This is a genomic window from Bradyrhizobium sp. 186 (assembly GCF_023101685.1).
In the GTDB taxonomy this organism is placed as follows: domain Bacteria; phylum Pseudomonadota; class Alphaproteobacteria; order Rhizobiales; family Xanthobacteraceae; genus Bradyrhizobium.
Map to the genome: position 1 here is coordinate 8,956,073 of NZ_CP082164.1, position 23,317 is coordinate 8,979,389.

Below are 23,317 nucleotides of genomic sequence, written 5' to 3' on the forward strand. Positions count from 1 at the left end.
AGCCCCGTCGCGGCCCGGCGCATGGGCAGCGCCGGACGGCCGCCCTGCTCCGGCGCGGCGACGCGCCCCGATGCTGGCGCCGGTCCGCCGCATAGGCTTGCGCGCAGCGCGCCGCGTGCGCCGCGGCCGTGCTGGGCAACCGCTGCGATCGGCGCCGCGGACTCGGACACAGTGCAGCATGCACCGCTGCCGCCGGCCGATCGCAGCGGTACAGGGGGTGACTCCATGCGGACGAGCGCGCTCATGCGCATGGCGCGTGCTTGAACAGATACGCGTTGGCCCGCTGCAGCATCTGCGCCAACCGTTCCGCACGTGGCCCCAGCGGGGCGATGGCCTCCCCGGCGTCGCGCAACAAATCCAGCGCGAACTGGCGCGCTGGCTGCAGCCCCATGATCGACGCGCAGGTCGGCTTCTGCGCCGCCGCGTCCTTGCCGGGGGTCTTGCCCAGCGTCGCGGTATCCGCTGTCGCGTCGAGAATGTCGTCGACCACCTGCAACGCCAGGCCGAAACAGGCGGTATAGCGATCGAGCGCACAGTACAGCGCAGCGTGCGCGGCATCCTCCGCGATGGCGCATAGCGCGCCCATGCGAACGGACGCGCGCACTAGCGCTCCGCTCTTCATCCGGTGCATCGCCACGATCCTGTCCAGCTCGACGTGCTTTCCGACCAGCGACAGATCCATGGCCTGCCCGCCTGCGGCACCCTCGGCGGACACCGCCTGCGCTAGTTCGCGCACGAGCGCGATACGGTTGTCGCCCGGCGCATCCAGGCTCGCCAGGGTCAGGAAGGCGTGCGCCTGCAGCGCATCGCCGACCAGGATCGCAGTGGCTTCGCCGAACTTGACGTGCACGGTCGGAAGGCCGCGGCGAAGCACGTCGTCGTCCATCGCGGGCAGATCGTCGTGGACCAGGGTACAGGCGTGTATCATCTCGATGGCGGCGCCGACCTCGTCGAGCATGTGCGCCGGCGTGTCGGCCAGTGCGCCGGCAGCCAGACAGAGCAAGGCGCGGGTGCGCTTCCCGCCATTCAAGGTGGCGTAGCGCATCGCCGCCATCAGCTCGGTCTCACCGTCGTCTTCGGCGCAGAGAAGACGCGCCAGCGCCTGTTCGACCCGCTTTGCGCCGTCCTGCATCCAGATCTCCGGCACCAGCCTGCCGGATGCGCCGCGCGCCTGTGCGCCCAATCCGCCGAGCGCGGAAACGCCAGTTCGGTCGTCGTGTAGCGTGGAACCGGTCTGCATGTTGTTCATGTCCTTGTACCTGACACGGCCACGGCGAGCGCCGAGCCGCCGCGGTGTTGCCGGCGTCGCACCGAGCGCACGCGCCGAGTGCAGCAATGCCGCGCGTCGCCGGCGCCGCTGCCTCGCCACACGGGGATGCGATGCCAGCTCATGAGAATCCGATGCGGATTGTCATGGACGGATGTGCGGTCGGGTAATAGCGCCGGCCTTTTTCGACGCCGCTCAGCAACCGCGGCCGCACCCCGGCCTTGTGCATGGTCAGCGCCAAGGCGATGCAGAACTGCACCAGTTCCAGCCATACCAAGTGGTAGCCGATGCAGACGTGTGGGCCGGTACCGAACTGCAGCATGTCCACCGGCCGGATCGGCACCGTGCGTTGCAGCCACCGCGCCAAGCGGAACTGATCAGGCGCCTCGTGCAGCAGCGCCGAGGTCGAGAAATGCAGCAGCGGGATGCACAGATGGGTGCCCGCGGGAATGCGCCGTTGGCCGAGTTGCAATTCCTGCAGCGCGCGACGCGGCAGGAGCGTGGTCGCCGGATGCACGCGCAGCGTCTCGCGGAACAGCGCCTCGGCGACCGGACACTGCGCCAGGTCCGCGTGCCGGGTCGGCACCGCGCCCAAGCGTTGCGCCTCCTCGACTAGGGCGTCCCACAGCACAGGCTGCCGCGCCAGCTCGATCACCATCCAGGCCATCGTCGAGGCAGTGGTGTCGTGACCGGCAAGCAGCAGCAAGCGGATATTGGCGACCAGGACGTCATCGGAGAGCGCATCGTCGCTGCGATCGAAGGCGCTCACCATGTCGTTGATCAACCCGGTGCGCGCGGCATGCGCGCGCGCGTCGCGGACGAATTGGTGCAACTGCGCGTCGATCCAATCGCGGGCGGCGCGGCCGCGCCGCAAGGGCAGTCCGGGCAGGTCGACCGGGGGCGCGACGATCAACTGCACCAGTTGCCGGTACTTGCGATGCCATCCCGGCAGGTCCTGCGCGGGGATTCCCATGAGGCTGAAGATGAGCTTGAGCATCAGGTCGCCGGTTTCGCGCAGGATGGTTACGTCGCCGCGGTCGCGCCACGCCTGCACCCGCGCCCGGATGACGGGCACGAACAGGTCGCCGATGCCGGCCTGGGTTAGCCCCTTGGGCAGGAACGCCGCCTTGATCGCATCGCGCGCCTGCCGGTGCGCGCCGCCGTCCTGGGCAACCAACGTTCCGCCAAGCAATTCGGGCGAGATCTCTTCGATCAGCGCCGAGGACACGTCCTTGTGCCGGAGCAGTGCGAACGCATCCGGATCCACGCAGGTCATCAGGTGCCCGGCAGGGCCGAAATCCAGCCAGAAGTGGCTGCCCAGCGTCCGTTCCGCGCGCCGCAGCAGGCGCGGCAGGTCGCAGACGATGGCGGGAAGATGCCCGACCAGGGGGAAAGCGCCGGGCACGACCGGGATGTCGTACCGCAGCCGGTGCCGACGGTTCAGCGGGTTGAGCAGCATGTCCATCAGCAGCGCGGCGCCGTGGCCGCTTCGGCGGTGTCGCCGGTAGGCCGCGCGGCGCGGCTGTTGCCACCGTCGGCGTACGTCGGCACATGCGCCAGCATGCCGCCGTCGATGCACACGACCTGGCCGGTGATGAACGCAGCATCGTCGGAGAGCAGGAACGCCACCAGCGCGGCCACGTCCTCGGGGCGGCCGACGCGCGGCAGGAGCTGGTGCCGGCGCAGATGCCGTTGCATGCACTCGTCCAGCTTGGCGAGGAGACGCTCGGTCATGACGAGACCCGGCGCAATCGCGTTGCAGCGGATCTGCGCATGACCGTACTGGGTGGCGAGCGAGGCCGACAGCATGTTCATCGCCGCCTTCGACGCGGCGTAGGACGTCTGCGCGGTGTCACCGCTGAGCCCCTGGCACGACGACATGTTGACGATCGCGCCACCGCCGCGGGCGATCATCCGTGGGATGGGCTGCCGGCAGCAGAGCAGCGTGCCGCGCAGATTGGTCGCCATGGTCTGATCCCAGACCGCCAGGTCCAGGTCCAGGTCGAGGATCGCGCGGTCGCGCGGGGTCAGATGCATGTCGCTCGCGTTGTTCACCAGCAGGTCGACTCCACCGAAGTGCCGCTCCGCCGTCTCGAACAGCGCTGCCAGCGCCTGCGCATCGGCGTTGTCCATGGCCAGGGCCAGCGCGTGGCCCGCTTCGGCCGCGATCTGCGCGGTGCAGGCAATGGCCGCCGAGCCATCAATGTCGGCCACCACCACTCTGCCGCCCTCGCGCGCGATGGCGAGGGGCTGCCTTGCCGATGCCGGCGCCAGCGCCGGTCACCACGGCCACCTTGCCTTCAAACCGTGCCATCGTGTCCTCCTGGATCGCGTTGGTCTTTCGCGGCATGCCGCTCGGCCTCCGCCGGAGAAGGCGCAGGGTCGGCGCTGGCGCGCTCGTCATCGCCAACGTCGCTTTCGATGACCCGAATGGCGGCGACCGGGCATTGGCTGGCCGCGAGCCGCACGGCGGCGTGTAGCGCCTGCGGGACCGTCGCCACGCACACTTCGGCCACGCCGTCCGGTTCGCGCTGGCGAAAGGTGCCCGGCAGCGTCAGCACGCACTGTCCGCTGGTTGCGCACAGATCCTGGTCGACCACGACGCGCATCTCAGCCCCCCTGCGCATGCAGCCGCACCGGCAGCGCGCGGAACGTCCTAAGGAACTCGGAGGGCTCCCGGGTCGGCGGCTCGGCCAATGCCAGCGTGGGGAAGCGCGCCTGGATCCGCGGCAGGCTCTCGGCCAACTGCACCCTGGCCAGTTGCGCACCGACGCAGAAGCGGATGCCGTGGCCGAAGCTCAGCATGATCTTCCCGTCGGTCGACATGCCAGGACTGGTGCCGTAGAACCGCGCGGGATCGAAGCGGTCGGGATCGGCGAAGGCGTCCGGGTCGCGATTGCCGGCCGCGATCAGCACGCGCACGTCCGCGTTCTTCGGGATCACCACGCCGCCCAATTCGATGTCGCGCTGGGCGATACGCATAGTGGTGCTGAACATGACGGGCGAATCGCGGCGCAGGACTTCTTCGACGAATGCCTTCACCCCCACGGCGTCTCCCTGAAGCCAGTGCCGCTGTTCGGGATACGCCAGCATCGCCAAGACCGCATGGTCGATGGTCGCAGCAGTGGTTGAGAAGCCGCCCAGCAGCATGCCCCAAAGCATGCTGATCAACTCCGCATCCGACAGCGTGTCGGCATCGTCGTCGTGTGCGCCGACCAGCATCGACACGATGTCGTGGCGGGGATCGGTGCGCTTACGCTGTATGAGGTCGCCGAAGTAGGCCTGCACCCTGGCGCTGGCCGCGTCCGCCGCGGCGAGCTGGGGGTCGCTGGCGTGCGGGCCCAGGCCTTTCAGAATGGGGCCGATGACGGCGGCGAGCCCGAACATGTCGTCCTGGGGCATGCCGAACAGTTCGGCCAAGACCAGCATGGGCAAGGCCAGCGCGAATTCCTGATGCAGGTCCACCGGCTCCCCGCGCTCCAGCGCGGGCGCCATGCCGTCCAGGCGCGCTGCGACGATGCGCGCGATGCTCGGCCGCAGGTTGTCGATCTGGCGCATGGTGAAATCGCGGGAGATCAGCCGGCGCAGACGCGTATGCGTCGGTGGGTCCTTCATCGCTAGTGTAGACGCCAGCAGATTGAGTGACAGGCTGGTCGCCGCACGCGGAAAATAGCGCGCCAGTTCGCCCGGCGCCGGTGCCCGAAACGCATCGCCCGTGGCCTTGAGCGCCCAGTAGATGTCGGCGTGGCGGCTCAACAGAAAGAGGCCCGACGCCGCGCGATGCACCGGATCGTGCTCGCGCAACCACCGCATAAACGGATACGGGTCGTGGATGCGCGCTGGCGACGCCAGTTCGGCGAAAGCGTCCCGGCATGCTGTCGGCAAGGGTTGTTCGGACATGGTGGCACTTCACTCTCTAAGCGATGGAAGGGCGGAAGGTGACCGGCAGGCGCTGCGGGCAGCGAATGACGTAAGACGGCATGTAGACGACGTCCTCCGCGGCGTAGCCCTACTCGATTATCAAGATCGGCCAACGTGTAACTGTCTAGGCATACCGCGCGGCGAGATGCAGAACTTTATCCTGCGCCTTCGAGTTCAGGGGCGAGTGTGGTGGGCCTTTGAGTCGCAGCCGGCCATCAAGATTTCCTGCGCAAGGGTCGACAAGGGCGGCGAGCCTGTTTGGTAGGGGGCGGTTTCGCCGAGGCCCCTTCCCATAGAATGCTATCTGATGCGGATTTGACATTTTGCTTTTCTTTCTTCGTTCCATCGATCGCGGTGTCATCCACGAAATGAGGATGCAGTCGCTACAGCCGCTTTTGCCGCTAGGTTCTTTGCTCATCATCCCAGCAATCCGCGTGCCACGTCGAATACCGTGCTCGCCCGCATAGCGAGAGTGAAACACGCATGCGCGCCAACATGTCCGCTGGAATGGTCGCAACATTTTGTCAGGTTCGCGACATCGATGCGTATCCATCTGTGACCTGCATAGAGAGGTCGAAGCCCCACATCTAAATCAACATCGAACTCTGATTGAGATGAGCAAGCACTACGATCTCGCATCGAGGTTCACAATTACGACCATCTACAAATAACGAGGCAAAAGTGCTGGGGATCGACAAGAGTGACTTGGGTGGTACTGACCTGCCCCGGGTACGTTCCGGGGACTTGATCTTCGCTCGAAAAACTGGACAGGAGTTAATCCATGTGCGTCGCCACTCTCAAGCGTCCGGTGAAGCCGGTGAAGACCGCGTAGCGGTCACTCAGGCAGCTTTTTCGGCTCGCTTGTTTCGGTCACGCCAATTCCACGGAAGCAGTTCGTCGAGCTTTTGGGCTGAATGTGCGGCGATGCGCGCCAGGACGTCGGCGAGCCAGGCTTGAGGGTCTACGTCCTTCATCTTCGCGGTTTATGCCGACTGCCGAACTATGCCGAACGAGCTTGTTTTCCCTGAGATTCACTGTGAGCGGCGTGTAATTGGCTCGGCATAGTTTGTCTTGTGATCTTGCTCACCGCTGTCCTCCCGGTTCACGTCGTGTGCCTCGACTGCGCTGTCGGCGAGCGCTTCGGTCAGAAGCTCCTTTAAGAGCTCCAGCATTTGCTGATGGGCTTCGATTGGAATGCTGCTGTATGTCGGAGGGCTCTCGAACAGATCCCCCTGACGACGTGATGCGTCCGCCATGACCGCCTCCTCGCGAATGGGACGATTCCCTGGAAGAGGAGGCTAAGAGCGCGTCGACAAGAAGACGCGCCTCCAGTAGACGATCCACCGGAAGCCGCGGTTCAGCTTTGAGATGGAAGGAAGCGGCGGCGGGAGCCGCCATCCATGCCGGCAGCAGCGTTAACGTGGCGTCAGGTTATCTGATAACAAAATGCGTCTCACCCCCAAGTCGCTTGCAGGCGACAACGACGACTGACACCCCGCATCGCGGATGGAACGGGTAAAGGATCTCCACCTCAGATCCCAGACACCCGGCATTATGACGCTGGTCCGCCGGGCGTCGGCAAGACGTATTTGTCGATCGCACTCGGGCGAGAGGCGATCCTGGCCGGATATACGATGCGTCCACCACGGCGACGACGCTGGTCGCTGAGCTCGTCAAGGCGTACGGCGAGCGACGCTTGGACGAGAAACTGCTCGCGCTGGCGAAGCCAAAGCTGCTGATCGTCGACGAACTCGGCTACCTGCCGCTGGCGCCCGACGCTGCGCACCTGTTCTTCCAGCTGGTCAGCCGGCGGTTGGCGCTATGCTGATCACGTCGAAGCGCAGCGTTGCCGAATGGGGCACCGTGGTCGCCACCGCGATCCTCGACTGGCTCCTGCACCACAGCCACGTGCTGACTATCCGCGTCGTCAGCTACCGCTCCGCGCCAAGCGGATGAGCAGCCTCATCAAGCCGCCGCCGATGACGGCCCACCGGTCGGCTCCGCCTCCTCCGTCCCGTCACCGGCGGAGCCAACCTTCAACCGACATTATGAACGCGAATGTGGGGGCAGTTCACCCGCCCTCTCCTGCTCTGGCATACCCATGTTCCAGGTCGCTATCTTACGGATGACTTCGATCCAGGCGCCCTCGCGCTCGCGATCGAACTCGAACTCGCCGCGATCGGTGATCAGCTTGAGCAGCGTCTCCGTTTCGCCGATCTCAGGAGAATGCGTCGCCTTTGGCATTTTTTCTCAAATCGTATCTGGACAGTTTGAGGCCCACGCGCGATAGCCCAAGCTCGCTCGCAATCCGGCTGATATTACCCTCATACTTCTCCAGATAGTTGATGATAACGGACTTCTCGAGATCTTCCACCTTGTCTTTCAGCGTGGCCGAGCCGTTAAGCTTGCCATGAGCAGGCATCGCGACCGGCCGCCTTCCGTTGCGGCGGCCGAGCAGCGGCGGCACACGCAGCTCGTACTCGTCGGCCAGCACCGCCATGCGCTGGAGCTCGTTCTGAAGCTCGCGCACGTTGCCCGGCCAGTGATATCTGGCGAACTCCTCCAGCGCGGACGCGGCAAAGCGCAGGCTCGGCCGGTTGAAGGACGTCTTCACCGCCGACAGCACGCCCTCGGCGATCAACGGGACGTCCATGGGCCACTCGCGCAGTGCCGGCATGTGAACCGGAAACGCCGCCAGGCGGCAGGAGAGGTCGCGACGGAACCGGCCGGCCTCGACCTCGGCTTCGAGATCGCGATTGGTCGCGGCCACCACGCGCACGTCGACCTTGCGCACCCGCTGCGCGCCGAGCGGACGGATCTCGCTCTCCTGCAGCACGCGCAACAGCTTGACCTGGAACGCCGGCGAGGTCTCGCCGATCTCATCGAGGAAGATGGTGCCGCCGTCCGCCACCTCGAACAGGCCGATGCGGTCCTGATAGGCGCCGGTGAAGGCGCCCTTCTTGCAGCCGAACAATTCGCTTTCGAGCAGTTCATCGGGCAGCGCGCCGCAATTCTCGACCACGAACGCCTTGTTGGCGCGGGCCGAGCCATAATGAATGGCGCGGGCGAGCAGCTCCTTGCCGGTGCCGGACTCCCCGGTGACCAGCACGGAGATATCGTAGTCGGCGGCGCGTCTGCCGAGCTCGATCACGTCATGCATCGGGCTATGGGGCGAATGCACGATACGGTTGAAGTCGTAAAGCTGCTTTGCGGCGCCGCGCTTGACCGAGACGACCTTCTTGACGTGCCCGGGCGTCGCCTTGACGTCGACCCCCGCCGTTTCCGTTTCCTTCTGAAGCCGCTAGAGCTGAACTGCTTCCTTGACGATGTCGACCAACCGGTCCGGCTGCCATGGCTTCGTGATGTATTGATAGATGCCGGCCTCGTTGAGGCCAGCGATGATGTCTTCGCAGTCAGAATAGCCGGAGATGATCATCCGCACCGGATCCGGCCATATCTCGCGGACGCGCTTCAGGAAGCTGACGCCCGATTCGTGCGGCATCCGCTGGTCGCAGAGAATGGCGTGGACGATATCGCCTTCCAGGAGCTTCTCCGCATCGGCCGCATTGCCGGCGCACAATACCTCGAAATCCTGGTCGAGGACGCGCCGCAGAGCCTCCTGCGAGCGAATCTCGTCGTCGACGACGAGAATGGTTCCTTGGACGTTTCCTGGCACGTTTCCTGCGGGTTTTCTGGCATGCTCATGATCGCACCGCCATGCAGGTGGGTCGTGCGCGCTCACGCCGCGACCGGTGATTAGCGATGGTCAGCGGCGTACGCGACTTCGGGACCTTGTGAATGAAGTTGTAACGCGCCACGTGGTAGCTTGGATCGAAGCCGTAGAAGTTGAGCCGCATGCGGCGCAGCTCCTCGTTGCGGTACGCGTCGAGCGGCTTCTCGGCTTCGTCGGCGGCGCGGCGCCTTTGCTTGTCGACAAGGCGCGCGGCATAGTCGGGATCCGATGCAAGCGCGGCGGCGAGCTTCACGAGATCGTCCGTTGCCGCGCCCCTGGCCGTCAGCACGCGATCGACGATGCCGAGGCGCCCGGCCTCAGCCACGCCCATGGGCAGCCGGCATTGAGTGATCTTGGCCGCATTCGCGGCACCCGCGCGCCGCGGCAGAAGATAGGTCCAGTATTCCGAACCGTAGAGATTGCCCATGTCCTTGTAATGCGGATTGAGCACGATCCGATCGCTGGCCCAGACCTCGTCGGCGGCGAGGCTGAGGAACACGCCGCCTGCGCCGGCATTGCCGCGAACGACGGAAACCACCAGCCGATCGGTGGTCTCGATGATGGCCCGCGCGAGATCGTCGATCGCGTTGATGTTGCGCCAGGACTCATCCGCCGCGCTGTCGGCGGCCTCGATCTCGGCAAGATGAATGCCGTTCGACCAATAATCACGGCCGCCGGTCAGCAGCAGCACCTTGGTTGCGCGCGCAAGCGCGGTTCGATAGGCGCTGAGCAGTGCATTGCAGTCGTCGGAGCTCATGGCGCCGTTGTAGAAGTTGAATTGCAGCTCGCCAACCTCGCAATGCTCGCGATATTCGATCGGACCGTAGCCGCATCCTGGCCTGTGCGGCAGATGCGCGGCTTCCGACGCGAAGATCTTCGTCGCCGGAAGCTTCAAGCTCTTCGGCGCGACACTCCGGACGTGGCCGATCCAGACCGCGCCGTCGACGGTCGCCCGGGCCAGCGCACCGTCGCACTGCGCCACCACGGTGCCGGGCACGCCGGAGATGCCATGGGCCTCATGCGCATCGAACAGCCGGACGTCCTGCCAGAACAGACTGTCGGTCAGGCCGGGCATGCCGTCGGCGCTGTCGATCTTGCGAAGCACCTCGACGGTTGGGTCGTGCTGCCAGTCGATCGCGCGATCCGCTTGCCGGCAGGGCCCCCGCACGCGAATGCGCGGATCGTCGCTCGCCATTGGCGCGGGCGCCGCCTCGTGTCCGGCCTCGATCGCGGCAATGGCCTCGAGCACCGCCTCCACCGCGCAGGAGGTGACCTCGTTGCGGTAGATGCTGGACTTCGCGGCACGCCGCATCGGGAACGTGCGATGGACCCAGATCGGACCGGCGTCGAACTCGCCATCCGCCTGCAGCACCGTGACACCCCACTCCGCGACGCCCTCGAGAATGGCCCAGTCGAGAGCCGCAGGACCGCGGTCACCGGGCGGGCCGGGGTGCACGACGAGGCAACGCACGCCACGCCAGACATCGTCCGGGATCGCCCGTTTCAAGAACGGCGCGATAACGAGGTCGGGCCGACACAGCGCAACACTTTCGCGGGTCACGTCGGGATGGATATCGAGCTCGACCGAGACCTCATGGCTACGCTCGCAGAGTTCGACATGCAGCCGCTGCGTCAGGTTGTTGAAGGAATGCGACAAAAGCAGAATGCGCATCCTGAGCCTCAACAGATCCGGGGTAATTGTTCGCCCGACAGCCAGTCGACGATCCTTCCGCCGCCAAAGCTCGTCGCCATCTGCACGAAATGGTGGTCGTCCGCCACGGCCTCGCCGATCTCGGCGGCATCACGGCCGAGCGGATGCGCCCGCATCGCCGCAAGCACGGCTGCTGCAACCTCGGGCGCCACGATCGCTGCCAGCTTGCCTTCGTTGGCGACGTAGAGCGGATCGAGCCCGAGCAGTTCGCAGGCCGCAGCAACACCGGGCTTCACCGGGATCGCCGCCTCCTGAAGTCGGAAGCCAAGGCCGGACTGCTGGGCGATCTCGTTCAGCGTCGCGGCGAGCCCACCGCGGGTGGGATCGCGCATCAAACGGATGCCCTTGCCGCCGGCCGCCAGCATGCTCGCTACGAAATCATGCAACGACGCGGAATCCGAGACGATCTCGGTGTCAAAAGCGAGGTTCTGCCGTTTGGACATGATCGCGACGCCATGATCCCCGAGCGTTCCAGAGATCAGGACACGATCGCCGACGCGGGCATTCCCGGCAGAGAGGTCGAGCCCGGCAGGCACGACACCGACCCCGGCTGTCGAGATGAACAGGCCGTCGGCCTTGCCGCGCTCGACGACCTTCGTGTCACCGGTGATGATGTAGACGCCCGCGGCTCGCGCGGCCTCGCCCATGGAATCCGCAATCATCTTCAGGTCGGAGAAACGAAAACCTTCCTCGATGATGAAGCTCGCCGAGAGATAGAGCGGCCGCGCGCCGGCCATGGCGATGTCGTTGACCGTGCCATGCACGGCGAGCGAGCCGATATTGCCGCCCGGAAAGAACAGCGGCGAGACCACATAGCCGTCGGTCGTCATCACCATGCGCCCGGCGCTGACATCGAACGCAGACTGGTCGTTGCCGCACGCCAGCCATTCATTGCCGAAGGCCTCGTGGAACAGGCCCGAGATCAGTTGCGACATCGCGCGGCCACCGGATCCGTGGGACAGGTCGACGCAGCCGTTCCTTATGTCGAGCTTGCGCTGATGGGCTTTCATGACGCCCGCCGTTGCTGATGATCGCGGAAGCGGCCGTAAGTCCAGTGTGCCGCACATGCACCCTCGGACGAGACCATGCAGGACCCCATCGGCGTCTCCGGCGTGCACACCGTGCCGAACAGCTTGCAGTCAACCGGCTTCTTCACGCCGCGCAGGATGGCGCCGCATTCACAGGCCGGATTGTCGGCAACGCGAAGTTCGTTCATGTCGAAGCGGACCTCGGCGTCGTATTTGGCGTAGGCCCGCTTCAGCTTGAGCCCGCTATAAGGCACTAGGCCGAGACCGCGCCACTCGAACTGGTCGCGCAGCTCGAAGATGTCGGAGACCTCCTCCTTGGCGCGCAGATTGCCGTCACGGGTCACTGCGCGGCTATACTGGTTCTCCACCTCATGTCGGTGCTCGTTGACCTGCCGCACCAGCATCAGGATCGCCTGCATCATGTCGAGCGGCTCGAAGCCCGCGATCACCACCGGCTTGCCGAATTCTTCGGCAAAGAACTCGTAAGGCTCGGTGCCGATGATGGTCGAGACATGGGCCGGCCCGACGAAGCCGTCGATCTCGACGCGGCCGATATTGCGGATATCGGGGCTTTCCAGGGTGTTCTGCATCGCCGGCGGCGTCAGCACATGATTGCAGAACACGCTGAAGTTCTTGAGCTGTTTCTTCTCGGCGAGCCGGATCATCACGGCGGTCGGCGGCGTCGTGGTCTCGAAGCCGATGGCGAAGAACACGACCGCGCGGCCGGGATTTTCTTCCGCAACACGGATTGCATCAATCGTGGAATAAACCATGCGGACGTCGGCGCCGCGCGCCTTCGCTTTCAGCAGCGAGGCACCCTGCGAGCCCGGCACCCGCATCAGGTCGCCGTAGACGCAAAGGATCACGTCCGGCCGCTCGGCGAGCCGGATCGCCATGTCGATGCGTCCCGCTGGCAAGACGCAGACCGGGCAGCCGGGACCGTGGATCATCCGCACGTTCTTCGGCAGCATATCCTCCAGCCCGTAGCGGGAGATTGCATGCGTGTGGCCGCCGCAAAATTCCATGAAACGATAGGATTTTTCCGGATCGGCCTCCGAGCGAATCGCCTTCGCCAATCCCAGCGCGATCTCCTTGTCGCGAAACTCGTCGGCATATTTCATTGCGCGGCTTCCCGGCTTTCGGCGCCGATTTCACGCAACAGCTCCAGCGTCCGCTGCGCCTCCTCCGGATCGATCTTGGTCAAGGCGTAGCCGACATGGATGATCACGTAGTCGCCGACGGCGAGGTTTTCGATCAGCGCCACCGAGATCTCCTTGCTGACGCCATCGATCGAGACGACGGCCATGTCGTCGGGCAGGAGCTTTGTGACCTCAGCAGGTATCGCGAGACACATCAGGCGTTTCCTTCCGGGCCTTGCTGTTCGAGGAGTTGGAGCGCGGCGACCCAAGCCTGCCCGAGGCTGAGGCCGCCGTCATTGGACGGCACCTGGCGAGGCAGCAACGGCGAGAGCCCGGCGGCGACGCAGCCGCGCCCGATCTCGTCTGCGAGGATCGCGTTGAGGAAGCAGCCACCGCTCAGGATGACGGTCGTGACGCTGGTCTCCAGTGCCGCGCGCGCGATCCAGTCGATGCAGGCGGCGGCGAAGGTGCCATGGAAGAGCTCGGCCCCATCGACCGGATCGACCGCAAGGCGCTCGAGCAAGGGGAAAAGAGACAGCACGCCATTCTCGATCGTCCAGCCGTCCTCCACGAGGCGCGGTGTGCGGACACGCGCTTCCAGCTTCATTGCGGCTTCGCCCTCGTAACTCTGCACCGGACAGAGACCAAGCAGCCCCGCCGCCGCGTCAAACAGCCGGCCGGCGCTGGTCGTCGTCGGCACGCCGGGCTGGTCGAGCATAGCGCAGAGACGCGCAGCCTGCGGCTGCATCGCAAAGCGCTTCGCAATCGCGTCGCCGCGCCGCAAGGCGTGCAGCACGCTCGCGGCCATGCGCCACGGCTCGCGCGTCGCGCGATCGCCACCCGGCATCTTCATCGGCGCCAGATGTCCGAGCCGCCGGAAGCGTGCACCATCGCACGAGAGCAACTCGCCGCCCCAATTGCCACCGTCGCTGCCATGGCCGAAGCCGTCGAGCACCAGCGCCAACGCCGGCCCTGCAACGCCATGTTCCGCCATCACGGATGCCGCATGGGCATGGTGATGCTGGACCGCGATCAGCCGCCTCCCGCTGGCTTCGGCGAAACGGGTCGAGGCCATGTTCGGATGCAGGTCGTGGGCGATGACGACCGGCTCGATGTCCAGCGTCGAGAGCAGGTGACCCACCGTCTCCTCGAAAAAGCGAATGCCTTCCGCGGTGTCGAGATCGCCGATGTGCTGGGAGACGAAGGCTTCGTTGCCGCGGATGACGGTGACCGTCGACTTCAGCGCGCCGCCGACCGCAAGCACCGACGGGACGGACTTCGCGAGCCTAATCGGCTCGGGAATATAGCCGCGGGCGCGGCGGATGAACTGCGCCCGGCCCGCGACCACCGACACGACAGAGTCGTCCGCGCGGGTGACGATGTCGCGGTCATGCATGACGATCAGGTCGGCGATGCCGGCAAGCCGCCGTTCGGCCTCGTCATTGACGATCACCAGCGGCTCGCCGCCAGGATTGGCGCTGGTTGCAACGATCGCCCAACTTGCGCCGTCCGCTCGCGGATGCGCCGAATTGAGCGCCTTCAGCACCAGATGATGCAGCGGCGCGACGGGCAGCATGACGCCGATCCGCGACAGCTCCGGCGCAATCGCGGGCGCGAGCATATTGCGGGATCTCATCAGCACGATGGGCCGCGGCGAGGATTCCAGCAGCGCGAGCCCGACCGCGTCGATTTCAGCGATCTCGCCGACCACTTCCGTCGAGCCGACCATCACGGCGAACGGCTTCTGATCGCGATGCTTCCGGTGCCGCAGACGCCACACGGCCGCATCTTCACGGGCATTGCACAGCAATTGATATCCGCCGAGCCCCTTGATCGCGACGATCCTTCCGTCGGCGATCGCAGTGGCGATCTGCTCGGTACCATGACTGATCCTTGGCCCACATCGCGGGCAGGCAATTGCTTCGGCGTGGAAGCGACGGCTCGCCGGATCGGCATAGTCTGCTGCGCAGGCCGTGCACATCGCGAAGCGCCTCATCGCGGTGGTACGGCGGTCATAGGGCAGCCGCTCGGCGATGGTGTAGCGCGGGCCGCAATGGGTGCAGTTGACGAAGGGATAGAGATGGAAGCGGCTCGCCGGATCAAACAGCTCGCTCAGGCACTGCGGACAGGTCGCGGCATCGGCGGCGATCCGGGTCGAGACCTTGCCCTGCTCGCTGGCGCGGATGTGGAACTCGTCGCTTTCGGTGATGCCGACCGGTTGCACGGAAATCTCGTCGATCCGAGCCAGTGGCGGTTTTTCCAGCGGCAGCGCATCGACAAAATCGGCGGCGCGGTCGCCCTCGACCTCGATCACCACGCCATCGGGATCATTGGCAACGAAGCCGCCGAGCCGATAGCGCGCGGCGAGGCCGTAGACGTAGGGACGAAAGCCCACGCCCTGCACGGCGCCGCGCACATGCAGGCGCAGCCGTCTTCGGTCTCGCGCCATGACCTCGCCGCTCATGCTCATCCCGACACGGCCATCTCGGTCGGCTTCATCTGTGCAACCCGCTTGCGAATCCAGGCATAGAATGCAGCAAAACCCTCACCGGTGCACGCCGACACCGTCAAGACCTCGATCTTCGGACTGACCCGGCGCGCATATTCGATCGTCCTTGCAAGATCGAAGTCGAGTACGGGCGCAAGATCGATCTTGTTGATCAGCATCAGAGAGGAGGCTGCGAACATGTCCGGATATTTCAGCGGCTTGTCCTCGCCTTCCGTGGTCGAGAACACCACGATCTTGCAGGCCTCGCCGAGATCGAACGCCGCGGGACAGACGAGATTACCGACGTTCTCGATGAAGAGGATGCCGCCGTTAAGCCAGGGCAAGCGGTCATAGGCTTCGCCGACCATGGCGGCATCGAGATGGCAGCCCTTGCCGGTATTGACCTGGATCGCCGGCACGCCGGTCGAGCGGATCCGTTCGGCATCGTTGGAGGTCTGTTGATCGCCTTCGATCACGCCAATCGGAAAGCTGTCCTTCAGCTCGGACACGGCGCGAACCAGAAGCGAGGTTTTTCCGGCGCCGGGGCTCGAGACCAGGTTGAAGACGAGCACGTCGTCGGTGCGGAAGCGCGCGCGGTTGTCGGCGGCAAGCCGATTGTTCTTGCCGAGTATGTCGCGCTCGACCTGGATGATGCGGTCGCTGCTCATGCCGGCGATCTGCTGGCCTGCCGGGTTGGCGCTGCAATCGACCAGCCCGGCATCGCCGGGCGCGTGATCATGATGATGGTGATGGTCGTGGCTGTGCCCATGATGATGCGAATGATCGTGCCCATGGGAATGATCATGGGAATGATCATGGGTGTGTTGGATGGACGCTTTGGCATCGCTGCAACCGCATACCGTGCACATCAGTCGACCTCCAGTTCCCTCACGCGCATCTCTTCGCCGCCGGTCATCTGCAACTGATAGCTGCCGCAGGACGGACACGGCTCATAGCGCTGCTTGATCTCGACGCCTTTGGAGCAGGCCATGCACCAGGCCGCTCCCGGTGTCTCGACGATCTCGAGCCTTGCTCCTTGCGCAATGGTGCGCGCGGCGACGGCCTCGAAGCAGAACTTTATCGCCTCAGGCGCAACATGGCTGAGCGCACCGATCTCCAGGAACACGACTTTCACCCTAGCGAAGGCGCGCTTGCGCGATTCCTCCTGGACAATCTCGATGATTCCCTCGCACAGCGCCATCTCATGCATGGCCGATCTCGCGGAAGCTGAGGCTGAAGCCGACGCACGGATCGAACGAGCCGACGAGCGTGCGGACCGCATCCAGCCCCTGCCGGCCCCCGGCAAGAACGGAGCCCTGGAGGCTGCGAACCAACGGCCCGCGGGCATGGAAATTCCACTCCGTCGGCGCCAAGAATTCGAAGCGGACGATGCGATCTTCATCGTCGAGCTCGACGGCATGATAGAGCCGGCCCCGCGCGCATTCGACGGCACCCGCGCCTCTGCCGGTCCCCAGCCGGTAGCTCTGGAGGACACCGTCCTCGACTGTCCCATCGTCCGCCTCGAGGAAGGCGCAGAGCCGCGCCACTTCCGCGATTCGCGCCTTCAGACGCTCGGCGGGCCCCGCGCCCGGCGGCAGGATCGGCTCACGCCCAACCCGCCGCGCCCAGACGCCGGTCTCCGGAATCCGGCCAAGGAGATCAGGCGCATCGGAGAATATCGCGCCATCGGCAAGCAGCCGCGTGACGATTTCGAGATCGTCGGCTGCCGACAGGAATGACTGTTCGACCACCGGCGGCAGCAAGGCATCGCCATCGAAATTCGCAAGATGTACCGCCAGCGCGCTGCCGGCCCCGGGGGTTTGCTCCTCGCTCGCGATCCCGAGCGCGGCGAGCGATGCCCTGATCTTCGCCACCGCCTCGCGGCGCGAGACCGCCTCCCCGCGCTCGGCGATGCTGCCACCCAGAACGGCCGTGGCCTCCATCATGGCACGAACGGCTGCGGCGCCGGCGCCGTCAAGCGTGAGACGGCCAACGAACAGGCCGCGTAACAATTCGGTCAGGCGTTCGGCGACGACAGCGACGACGCGACCGTGCTCGATCTCGAGACTGGCATCCTCGCCCCGCGCCGCCTCGACCGCGGACAGGAAAGCTACCTGATGCGCCATCGAGCACAGGGAGAACAGACGCGGCAGCACCGACGGCAGTGACGAGGCCGGCTTTCCCGCGAACAAGCGCGTCAACGGCGGCCGGCTGCGCGGCCGGATCGCGACGTGGGCGATCGTGCCGCCGGCGAGCCACACCGTGATGTCGATCTCGTTGCGGAAGGTCAGGCTCATCCGCACCGCTCCGTCAGAACACCGCGCAGGAAGTTACGCCGATCGATCGGGCTTGTTGCGGGCTCGCGACGACGGACCGCCTCCTCGCTGTCGGCCGGCAGCATCAGCTCGGCGAGGGTCGCTTCGGCGGTCGCCCGCGCGGCGACCATGTCCGCGAACTGGAACATCGGCGAGAACAGCGAGCAGCTCGCGATCAGGCCCATTTGTTCGACCTCGCTGAGAGTGAATTCGATATCGCCCGCAGGGAAGCGGATTCGCAGGCTCGGGCCCGACGTATCCCGCGCGATCGCACTCGCCGGCATCACCACGTTCATGAACCAGGGCGTGACCATGATGCCGATGGTCGTGCCGTTGAACCAGCGGAAACCGACCGCTTCGACGCCGAGCGCGTCGTTGTAGATCGGCAGATCGCGCATCGCGCGCTCGCCGATCTCCCGATAGCTTCCTGCCAAGAGCTCGCCCCACACTTCGGCGTCGGCGTCGCTGGCAGGAATTTGCGCATCAGCTGTCATGGTCCGATCGCCATGAACTTGGATTTTGGAGCGTCGCAGTTCGGGCAGCGCCAGTCTTCCGGCAACGCCGCGAACGGAGTGCCGGGCGCGATCTGTGCCACCCCGTCGCCATCGGCGGGATCATAGACCGTCCAGCAGATGCCGCATTCCAGCCGCGTGACATCGGCGACGTCCTGGCGCACGCCAAAATTCTCGAACCCGCTCATTTGAAATAGGCCTCGATGATCTCCTGAAGCCGCTCAGCCGAGTCCTCGAAGTCCTCGTCAGCCGCAATCGCCACCGTCGGCACGCCGCCGACCTCCAGCGTATCGAGGATGATGGTGTCCATGGCGTTGAAGAACTGCACCGACCAGACATTGCGGATGCCCGTGGAGAGCACCCGGCAGGTACCATAGCCGCGAGAAACCAGTTGGATCGGCCCGTTCTTGATCGTGTCTTGGAGAAAGCTCATGTCGACCGGGCTCATCGGCAGCAGCGTAAAATTGATGATCTGCGAGCGGATGCCCGGCCGCCATGCGAGCGCCCGCTCGCGGATTTCCGCAAGCATCGGCAGCACGTTCATGGCACCTTCGGGGGCCTGCCCGATCTCGAAATCCGCAGCCGTGAGATCGGCAGCGGCGCGCTTCACGATCTCCGGGATCGGCCCGACCTCGAGATATTCGTGATTGGCGTCGCTCTCGAGCCGCACGCGCCAGATCCCGGCCAGCACAGATTCCTGGATCTGCGCCAACGATCCATCGGGCAGCGCAACGACGCCGGCCACTTCGCCCTCGCCCATCACGTCGGCGATCAGCTTGCGCTCGAGATCGTTGAGATTGCCGAGCCGGAACAGTTGCGTCGGTATGTCGGCCTTCTGGCTCGCGATCGCCGCGGCCACCTTGGACAACAGCTCGATGGCGTTCGGACAGATCCTGGCGAGTTCCGCGCTGTCGAGCATGGCAAGCTTGGCCAAGGCACCAGCCGCGGTCAGGCTGCCGCTCGTCGCGTTCAGGCTCTCATCGCCGATCGGAAACACGTTGATCGGCTGCTCCGCGCCCTCGGGCGCAGTCCAGAAACCCGCTTTCATAGTTCGACACCTTGGCGGTGCTGGGAAACGATGGTTGTCACGACAACGGCGCTCGTGCCGCGCGGACGGTCGATCAGCTTGGTGATGCGGTCGACATAGATCGACCAGTCCTGGATCTTCGCGATCAGCCCGAGTGTTTCGCCCTTGGCGACGAAGATCAGCGTCGGCTGCACGCGCACGCCAAAACGCTGGCCGAGTTCGCTCTCGGCACCGCGGGCGATCACCGCGGCACGCAACCGACCCTTGAATGCCTCAATCAGCTCCGGCAGCACGACCGCGACGTCGATCGCCTCCGGAAAACGCGCGGGGTCTCCCGCCGACAGCAACACGGCGATGGCGCCGGCCTCGTCGGTCGTATTTAGAAAGCGATCGACCCTCGCAGCATCCACCTCCGGCAAGCCACGCCGCGCCAGATTCTGCCTTCCCTGCTGGAATTTCATCAGACCTCCCCTGACAAGCTTATGATTCTGCTGGGAATAGGGATCAGCAAGGTACGTGCCAAGATCGGTTATCACCTTTCCTGATTTATCTAATTGATTTGAATCATATATTTCCACGACAGGAGATGCATCAATTCCAAGACGGAAAGCTAATTTCCATATCGGATGAAAATGAACTCAGCAGATAGAAATTTATCTTCCAGCGAGGACGCGGGCTCTCGCGGAGCGGGCTGCCGCCCTAATCAAGCCGGAGATGCTCGGGCAGTTGCGGCTCGCGGTCGATGAGGTCGGCGAAGAAGCGATCGCAGTCCTCGCCATTGATCGCTGCGCCCAGACCGTCGATCGCGGCGCCGATCAGGCGCGCCTCGGCCTCATGCAGAAGCCGAACCGCGGTTTCGATAAAGACCAGCACCTTGGCACCGGCCGGCGGGTTCGAGAGCAGCAGCATCGAAACGCGCCGCTGCTCGCCTCGGAACTCGCACAGCGCCGATATCCCGTCAGTCTCAACGATCGTCATCGGCAAGCCGAGGCACATGGCGGATCTCCGACGGTGCAGCCGGTCAGGCCGGCCGCCCCCTCATCTCGTAATGCTGATGATCGATGTCGTTGGCGAGCAGCCGCTCCGATTCTGCCAACGGCGCGGTGCGCGGCATCACCTCGACGCCCCATTCGGCCAGGATCTCGCAACCAAGCTCGAGCGCCGGCGCGATCTGATCGCACACCGGCTTCGTCAGCGGCCCACCCCAATCCTCGAGATCGAGCGGCTGGCAGCCGATCAATACGAGATGTCGCGGACAACGGCCAAGCAGGTCGACCGCGCTGATGACCTCCTGGAAGCCGGTCTGGTGCAAGCTCATCTTCTTGGCGCCGGTGAAACGCGGCACCTCGTCGTCGCGAACGAGCTTCAACTGCCCGGGCTCGAGCCCATAGTCGATCGCGTCGAACACGATCAAACGATCCGCATCCTCCAGGTAGTTCACGAGGTAGAGCCCCTGCGTGCCGCCATCGAGAATGGTGACGTTGTCGGGCACGGCGTAGCGGCGGTGGAATTCCTCCACCGCGCGCACGCCAAAGCCTTCGTCGGCCCACAGGATGTTGCCGATGCCGAGCACCAGGATGCGGTTTGCTTGCGAAGATGTCGGCGTCGGTATCATTCCAGTTTCAGTCGCGGAATTGCCGCTCGCCGGAGATCATCGAGGAGATGATGCTCTGGCGCGACATGATGTCCTCACGGACCGCGGCGTAGATGTGCACCATCACGAACACGACCAGGGCCCACATGCCGAGATGATGCCAGGTGTGAACGTCCTGGCTGTTCGGCCAGATCGCGAACACCCAGCCGAACAGCTTGTGCTGCCAACTGTCGATGCCCGCACCTTCCGAATAGAGCGCAAAGCCGCTAACGATCATGAACGCCACGAACAGCGTGAAGCCCGTGAACATCGCGGTCTGCGCCAGCGGGTTGTGGCCGACATACATCTTCGGCTCGCGCTCCAGGAACGCATACCAGCGGATTTCATGCAGCACTTCCTTCCAGAACTGCTTACGATGCACCGGCAGATAGAAAATCTGCCGGGAATGGTGATTTCCGACGAAGGCCCACAGAATGCGGGCAAGCAAGAACACCGCCAGCACTTGCCCCGCCGCGAAATGGGCAAAGCGGATATAGCCCATCACGAAGTTCGCCGAGGCCTCGCCCTCGACCGACGGCAATGGCGTTCCGATCAGATAACCGGTCACCATCAGCACGATGATCGAGAACGCGTTCACCCAATGGCAGATCCGCACCGGCGCTTCGTAGACATAGACGGTGGGACGGCCGACCCCATGTTCGCCGACCGCATCGTCCGCGATCGCGGAGAGGTCCGGCTCGGCTTCCGCCGGACGTTCAGCTACATCCATCATGGCGTTTCCCCCTGCTTCACCTGACCTTGACGCTGGCCATTTCCTGGCCGTCCTGACTCATGATATGCGTGGAGCAGGCCAGGCACGGATCGAAGGAATGGATCGTGCGCAGGATCTCCAAAGGCTGCTCGGGATTGACCATCGGGGTGTTCATCAGCGAGGCCTCGAATGCACCGATGTTCCCTTGCGGATCGCGCGGCGAGCCGTTCCAGGTGGTCGGCACCACGCACTGGTAGTTGTCGATCTTGGTTTCCTTGATCTTGATCCAGTGCGCGAGCGCGCCGCGCGGCGCCTCGGTGAAGCCAAAACCCTTGGCCTCCTTCGGCCAGCTCTCCGGCTTCCACTTGTCGACGTTCGCGGTCGAGCTGTCGCCGGCCTTGATGTTGGCGACGAGCTTGTCCTGGAAGTAGCGCATTTGTCGTCCGGCCCAGACCGACTCCAGCGCGCGCGCCGCCGTGCGGCCGAGCGTCGAGAATAGCGCCGACAGCGGAAGGTCCATATCCTTCAGGAACTTGTCGACAGGATCCTTGAACTCGGCCTTGTTCTGCGCATAGCCCACCACCCAACGCGCCAGCGGGCCGACCTCCATCGCGTGACCCCGCCAGCGCGGCGCCTTGATCCATGAATATTTTCCGCCCTCATCGAGCTGCTCGATCGCGGTCTTGGTGCCTTTCGCATTGGGCCCCAGCACGTAGTTCGGCTCGGTCACGCCGTCCCAGGGATGCAGTCCCTTGGTTTCGTCGGGATATTTGTACCAGGAGTGAACCACGAACTCCTGGATTTCATCGGGGTTGGCATGATCGACGGGAAGCACCTCCGAGAGATTGCCGTTGATGATGGCGCCCCGCGGCAGCTTCAGGCTCTTGGAGGAGTAGTCGTTGGCGTGTTCCGGCACGTCGCCATAAGAGAGTACGCTCTTGCCGGAAAGACCGCCGCCGTAGAGCCAGTCCTTGTAGAACGAACCGATCGCCGCCACGTCGGGCAGGTAGACCTGCTCGTTGAACTCGATCAGGCGATCGATGATCGACGAGATCAGGTTCAGGCGCTCGATGTTGATGGCACCGACCGCGCCCGTGCCGTCGACGTTGATCGGACAGGGCACGCCGCCCACGAGCCAGTTCGGATGCGGATTCTTGCCGCCGAAGATGGTGTGGATCTTGACGATCTCCTTCTGGAAATCGAGCGCCTCCAGATAGTGCGCGACCGCCATCAGATTGGCCTCGGGCGGCAGCTTGTAGGCCTTGCTGCCCCAATAGCCGTTCTTGAAGGGCCCCAACTGCCCCGACTCGACGAACTTCTTGAGACGGGTTTGCAGGTCCTTGAAGTAACCTGGCGACGACAGCGGCCAGCTCGAGATCGACTGCGCGAGCGTCGAGGTTGCCCGCGGGTCGGCCGAAAGCGCCGAGACCACATCGACCCAATCCAACGCGTGCAGGTGATAGAAGTGAACGACGTGGTCGTGCACCTGCAAGGCAAGCTGCATCAGATTGCGGATCGAATTGGCGTTCTCCGGAATGGCGATCCCGAGCGCGTTCTCGACCGCGCGCACCGACGTCAGCGCGTGCGTGCCGGTGCAGACGCCGCAGATCCGTTCCGTGAACGCCCAGGCGTCGCGCGGATCGCGGTTCTTCAGGATCACCTCGATCCCGCGCCACATCGTGCCGGTGGAGACCGCGTTTCGGATGACGTTGTCGGCGTCTACATTGACCTCGACCCGCATGTGACCTTCGATACGGGTCACCGGATCGACGACGATGCGCTTGCCGGAATTGTCGAGATTGAAGCCGTTGGGAGTCTGGATACCCATGAT

General features: G+C 64.7%; 23 protein-coding genes and 4 pseudogenes. 2 read left to right on the forward strand and 25 right to left on the reverse strand.

Annotated elements, in window-relative coordinates:
- Nucleotides 1-241: 241 nt before the first annotated feature.
- The 7 genes and pseudogenes from IVB18_RS42630 to IVB18_RS42660 form a co-directional block, all read right to left on the reverse strand.
- A complete protein-coding gene (locus tag IVB18_RS42630; protein ID WP_247991867.1) occupies nt 242-1,240 on the reverse strand; it encodes a polyprenyl synthetase family protein in 999 nt (332 codons plus the stop codon).
- A 148-nt stretch (nt 1,241-1,388) separates the two neighbouring features.
- Nucleotides 1,389-2,732 (reverse strand): cytochrome P450, encoded by a 1,344-nt coding sequence (locus IVB18_RS42635; protein ID WP_247986096.1) that lies wholly within the window; start codon nt 2,730-2,732, stop codon nt 1,389-1,391.
- Nucleotides 2,732-3,581 (reverse strand): annotated as a pseudogene (locus IVB18_RS42640) (SDR family oxidoreductase). The gene IVB18_RS42635 and the pseudogene IVB18_RS42640 overlap by 1 nt, the downstream one beginning before the upstream one ends.
- On the reverse strand, nt 3,568-3,876 hold the full coding sequence (locus IVB18_RS42645; protein WP_247986097.1) for a ferredoxin: 309 nt from the start codon (nt 3,874-3,876) through the stop codon (nt 3,568-3,570). The pseudogene IVB18_RS42640 and the gene IVB18_RS42645 overlap by 14 nt, the downstream one beginning before the upstream one ends.
- A 1-nt stretch (nt 3,877) precedes the next feature.
- On the reverse strand, nt 3,878-5,167 hold the full coding sequence (locus IVB18_RS42650) for a cytochrome P450 (protein WP_247986098.1): 1,290 nt from the start codon (nt 5,165-5,167) through the stop codon (nt 3,878-3,880).
- An 860-nt stretch (nt 5,168-6,027) separates the two neighbouring features.
- Nucleotides 6,028-6,171 (reverse strand): annotated as a pseudogene (locus IVB18_RS42655) (transposase domain-containing protein); the annotation flags it as partial.
- 48 nt (nt 6,172-6,219) lie between these two features.
- Entirely contained in the window at nt 6,220-6,444 is a 225-nt protein-coding gene (locus IVB18_RS42660; RefSeq protein ID WP_247986099.1) for a hypothetical protein, read from the reverse strand.
- A gap of 333 nt (nt 6,445-6,777) precedes the next feature.
- Here IVB18_RS42660 and IVB18_RS52070 point away from each other — a divergent pair, with 333 nt between their 5' ends.
- Nucleotides 6,778-6,927: a hypothetical protein gene (locus IVB18_RS52070; RefSeq protein WP_346732593.1), complete on the forward strand. Its 150-nt coding sequence runs from the start codon at nt 6,778-6,780 to the stop codon at nt 6,925-6,927.
- Nucleotides 6,885-7,144: pseudogene (locus tag IVB18_RS52075) on the forward strand (ATP-binding protein). The gene IVB18_RS52070 and the pseudogene IVB18_RS52075 overlap by 43 nt, the downstream one beginning before the upstream one ends.
- 90 nt (nt 7,145-7,234) lie before the next feature.
- Here IVB18_RS52075 and IVB18_RS42670 read toward each other — a convergent pair.
- The 18 genes and pseudogenes from IVB18_RS42670 to IVB18_RS42755 form a co-directional block, all read right to left on the reverse strand.
- A complete protein-coding gene (locus IVB18_RS42670) occupies nt 7,235-7,432 on the reverse strand; it encodes a hypothetical protein (RefSeq protein ID WP_247986100.1) in 198 nt (65 codons plus the stop codon).
- A pseudogene (locus IVB18_RS42675) lies at nt 7,407-8,864 on the reverse strand (sigma-54 dependent transcriptional regulator). Before IVB18_RS42675 ends, IVB18_RS42670 begins: the two are co-directional and overlap by 26 nt.
- Nucleotides 8,865-8,889: 25 nt before the next feature.
- Nucleotides 8,890-10,593: a hydrogenase maturation protein gene (locus IVB18_RS42680; RefSeq protein ID WP_247986101.1), complete on the reverse strand. Its 1,704-nt coding sequence runs from the start codon at nt 10,591-10,593 to the stop codon at nt 8,890-8,892.
- Nucleotides 10,594-10,601: 8 nt separating this feature from the next.
- Entirely contained in the window at nt 10,602-11,642 is a 1,041-nt protein-coding gene (gene hypE / locus IVB18_RS42685) for a hydrogenase expression/formation protein HypE (protein ID WP_247986102.1), read from the reverse strand.
- Nucleotides 11,639-12,781, reverse strand: coding sequence for a hydrogenase formation protein HypD (hypD, locus tag IVB18_RS42690; protein ID WP_247986103.1), 1,143 nt, complete (start codon nt 12,779-12,781; stop codon nt 11,639-11,641). The genes hypE and hypD overlap by 4 nt, the downstream gene beginning before the upstream one ends.
- Nucleotides 12,778-13,014, reverse strand: coding sequence for a HypC/HybG/HupF family hydrogenase formation chaperone (locus IVB18_RS42695; RefSeq protein WP_247320217.1), 237 nt, complete (start codon nt 13,012-13,014; stop codon nt 12,778-12,780). Before IVB18_RS42695 ends, hypD begins: the two co-directional genes overlap by 4 nt.
- On the reverse strand, nt 13,014-15,269 hold the full coding sequence (hypF, locus tag IVB18_RS42700) for a carbamoyltransferase HypF (protein ID WP_247986104.1): 2,256 nt from the start codon (nt 15,267-15,269) through the stop codon (nt 13,014-13,016). The genes IVB18_RS42695 and hypF overlap by 1 nt, the downstream gene beginning before the upstream one ends.
- Nucleotides 15,266-16,156, reverse strand: a complete 891-nt coding sequence (gene hypB, locus IVB18_RS42705) for a hydrogenase nickel incorporation protein HypB (protein WP_247986105.1) — start codon at nt 16,154-16,156, stop codon at nt 15,266-15,268. Before hypB ends, hypF begins: the two co-directional genes overlap by 4 nt.
- On the reverse strand, nt 16,156-16,497 hold the full coding sequence (hypA, locus tag IVB18_RS42710; protein WP_247986106.1) for a hydrogenase maturation nickel metallochaperone HypA: 342 nt from the start codon (nt 16,495-16,497) through the stop codon (nt 16,156-16,158). The genes hypB and hypA overlap by 1 nt, the downstream gene beginning before the upstream one ends.
- A complete protein-coding gene (locus tag IVB18_RS42715; RefSeq protein ID WP_247986107.1) occupies nt 16,490-17,584 on the reverse strand; it encodes a nickel-dependent hydrogenase large subunit in 1,095 nt (364 codons plus the stop codon). The genes hypA and IVB18_RS42715 overlap by 8 nt, the downstream gene beginning before the upstream one ends.
- Nucleotides 17,581-18,096: a [NiFe]-hydrogenase assembly chaperone HybE gene (gene hybE, locus IVB18_RS42720; protein ID WP_247986108.1), complete on the reverse strand. Its 516-nt coding sequence runs from the start codon at nt 18,094-18,096 to the stop codon at nt 17,581-17,583. Before hybE ends, IVB18_RS42715 begins: the two co-directional genes overlap by 4 nt.
- Nucleotides 18,093-18,302 carry a rubredoxin gene (locus IVB18_RS42725; RefSeq protein WP_247986109.1) on the reverse strand — a complete coding sequence of 70 codons (210 nt, stop codon included), beginning with the start codon at nt 18,300-18,302 and terminating at the stop codon, nt 18,093-18,095. The genes hybE and IVB18_RS42725 overlap by 4 nt, the downstream gene beginning before the upstream one ends.
- Complete coding sequence (locus tag IVB18_RS42730; protein ID WP_247986110.1) at nt 18,299-19,162, reverse strand: hydrogenase expression/formation protein; 864 nt, start codon at nt 19,160-19,162, stop codon at nt 18,299-18,301. Before IVB18_RS42730 ends, IVB18_RS42725 begins: the two co-directional genes overlap by 4 nt.
- The gene (locus tag IVB18_RS42735) at nt 19,159-19,602 is read right to left on the reverse strand and encodes a hydrogenase accessory protein (protein ID WP_247991868.1); all 444 of its coding nucleotides are present in this window, start codon (nt 19,600-19,602) and stop codon (nt 19,159-19,161) included. The genes IVB18_RS42730 and IVB18_RS42735 overlap by 4 nt, the downstream gene beginning before the upstream one ends.
- A gap of 238 nt (nt 19,603-19,840) precedes the next feature.
- Nucleotides 19,841-20,137: a HypC/HybG/HupF family hydrogenase formation chaperone gene (locus tag IVB18_RS42740; RefSeq protein WP_247986111.1), complete on the reverse strand. Its 297-nt coding sequence runs from the start codon at nt 20,135-20,137 to the stop codon at nt 19,841-19,843.
- Between the two features lie 25 nt (nt 20,138-20,162).
- Nucleotides 20,163-20,756, reverse strand: a complete 594-nt coding sequence (locus IVB18_RS42745; protein WP_247986112.1) for a HyaD/HybD family hydrogenase maturation endopeptidase — start codon at nt 20,754-20,756, stop codon at nt 20,163-20,165.
- Between the two features lie 7 nt (nt 20,757-20,763).
- Nucleotides 20,764-21,507 carry a Ni/Fe-hydrogenase, b-type cytochrome subunit gene (cybH, locus tag IVB18_RS42750; protein WP_247986113.1) on the reverse strand — a complete coding sequence of 248 codons (744 nt, stop codon included), beginning with the start codon at nt 21,505-21,507 and terminating at the stop codon, nt 20,764-20,766.
- A gap of 16 nt (nt 21,508-21,523) precedes the next feature.
- The gene (locus IVB18_RS42755; RefSeq protein WP_247986114.1) at nt 21,524-23,314 is read right to left on the reverse strand and encodes a nickel-dependent hydrogenase large subunit; all 1,791 of its coding nucleotides are present in this window, start codon (nt 23,312-23,314) and stop codon (nt 21,524-21,526) included.
- Nucleotides 23,315-23,317 lie beyond the last annotated feature (3 nt).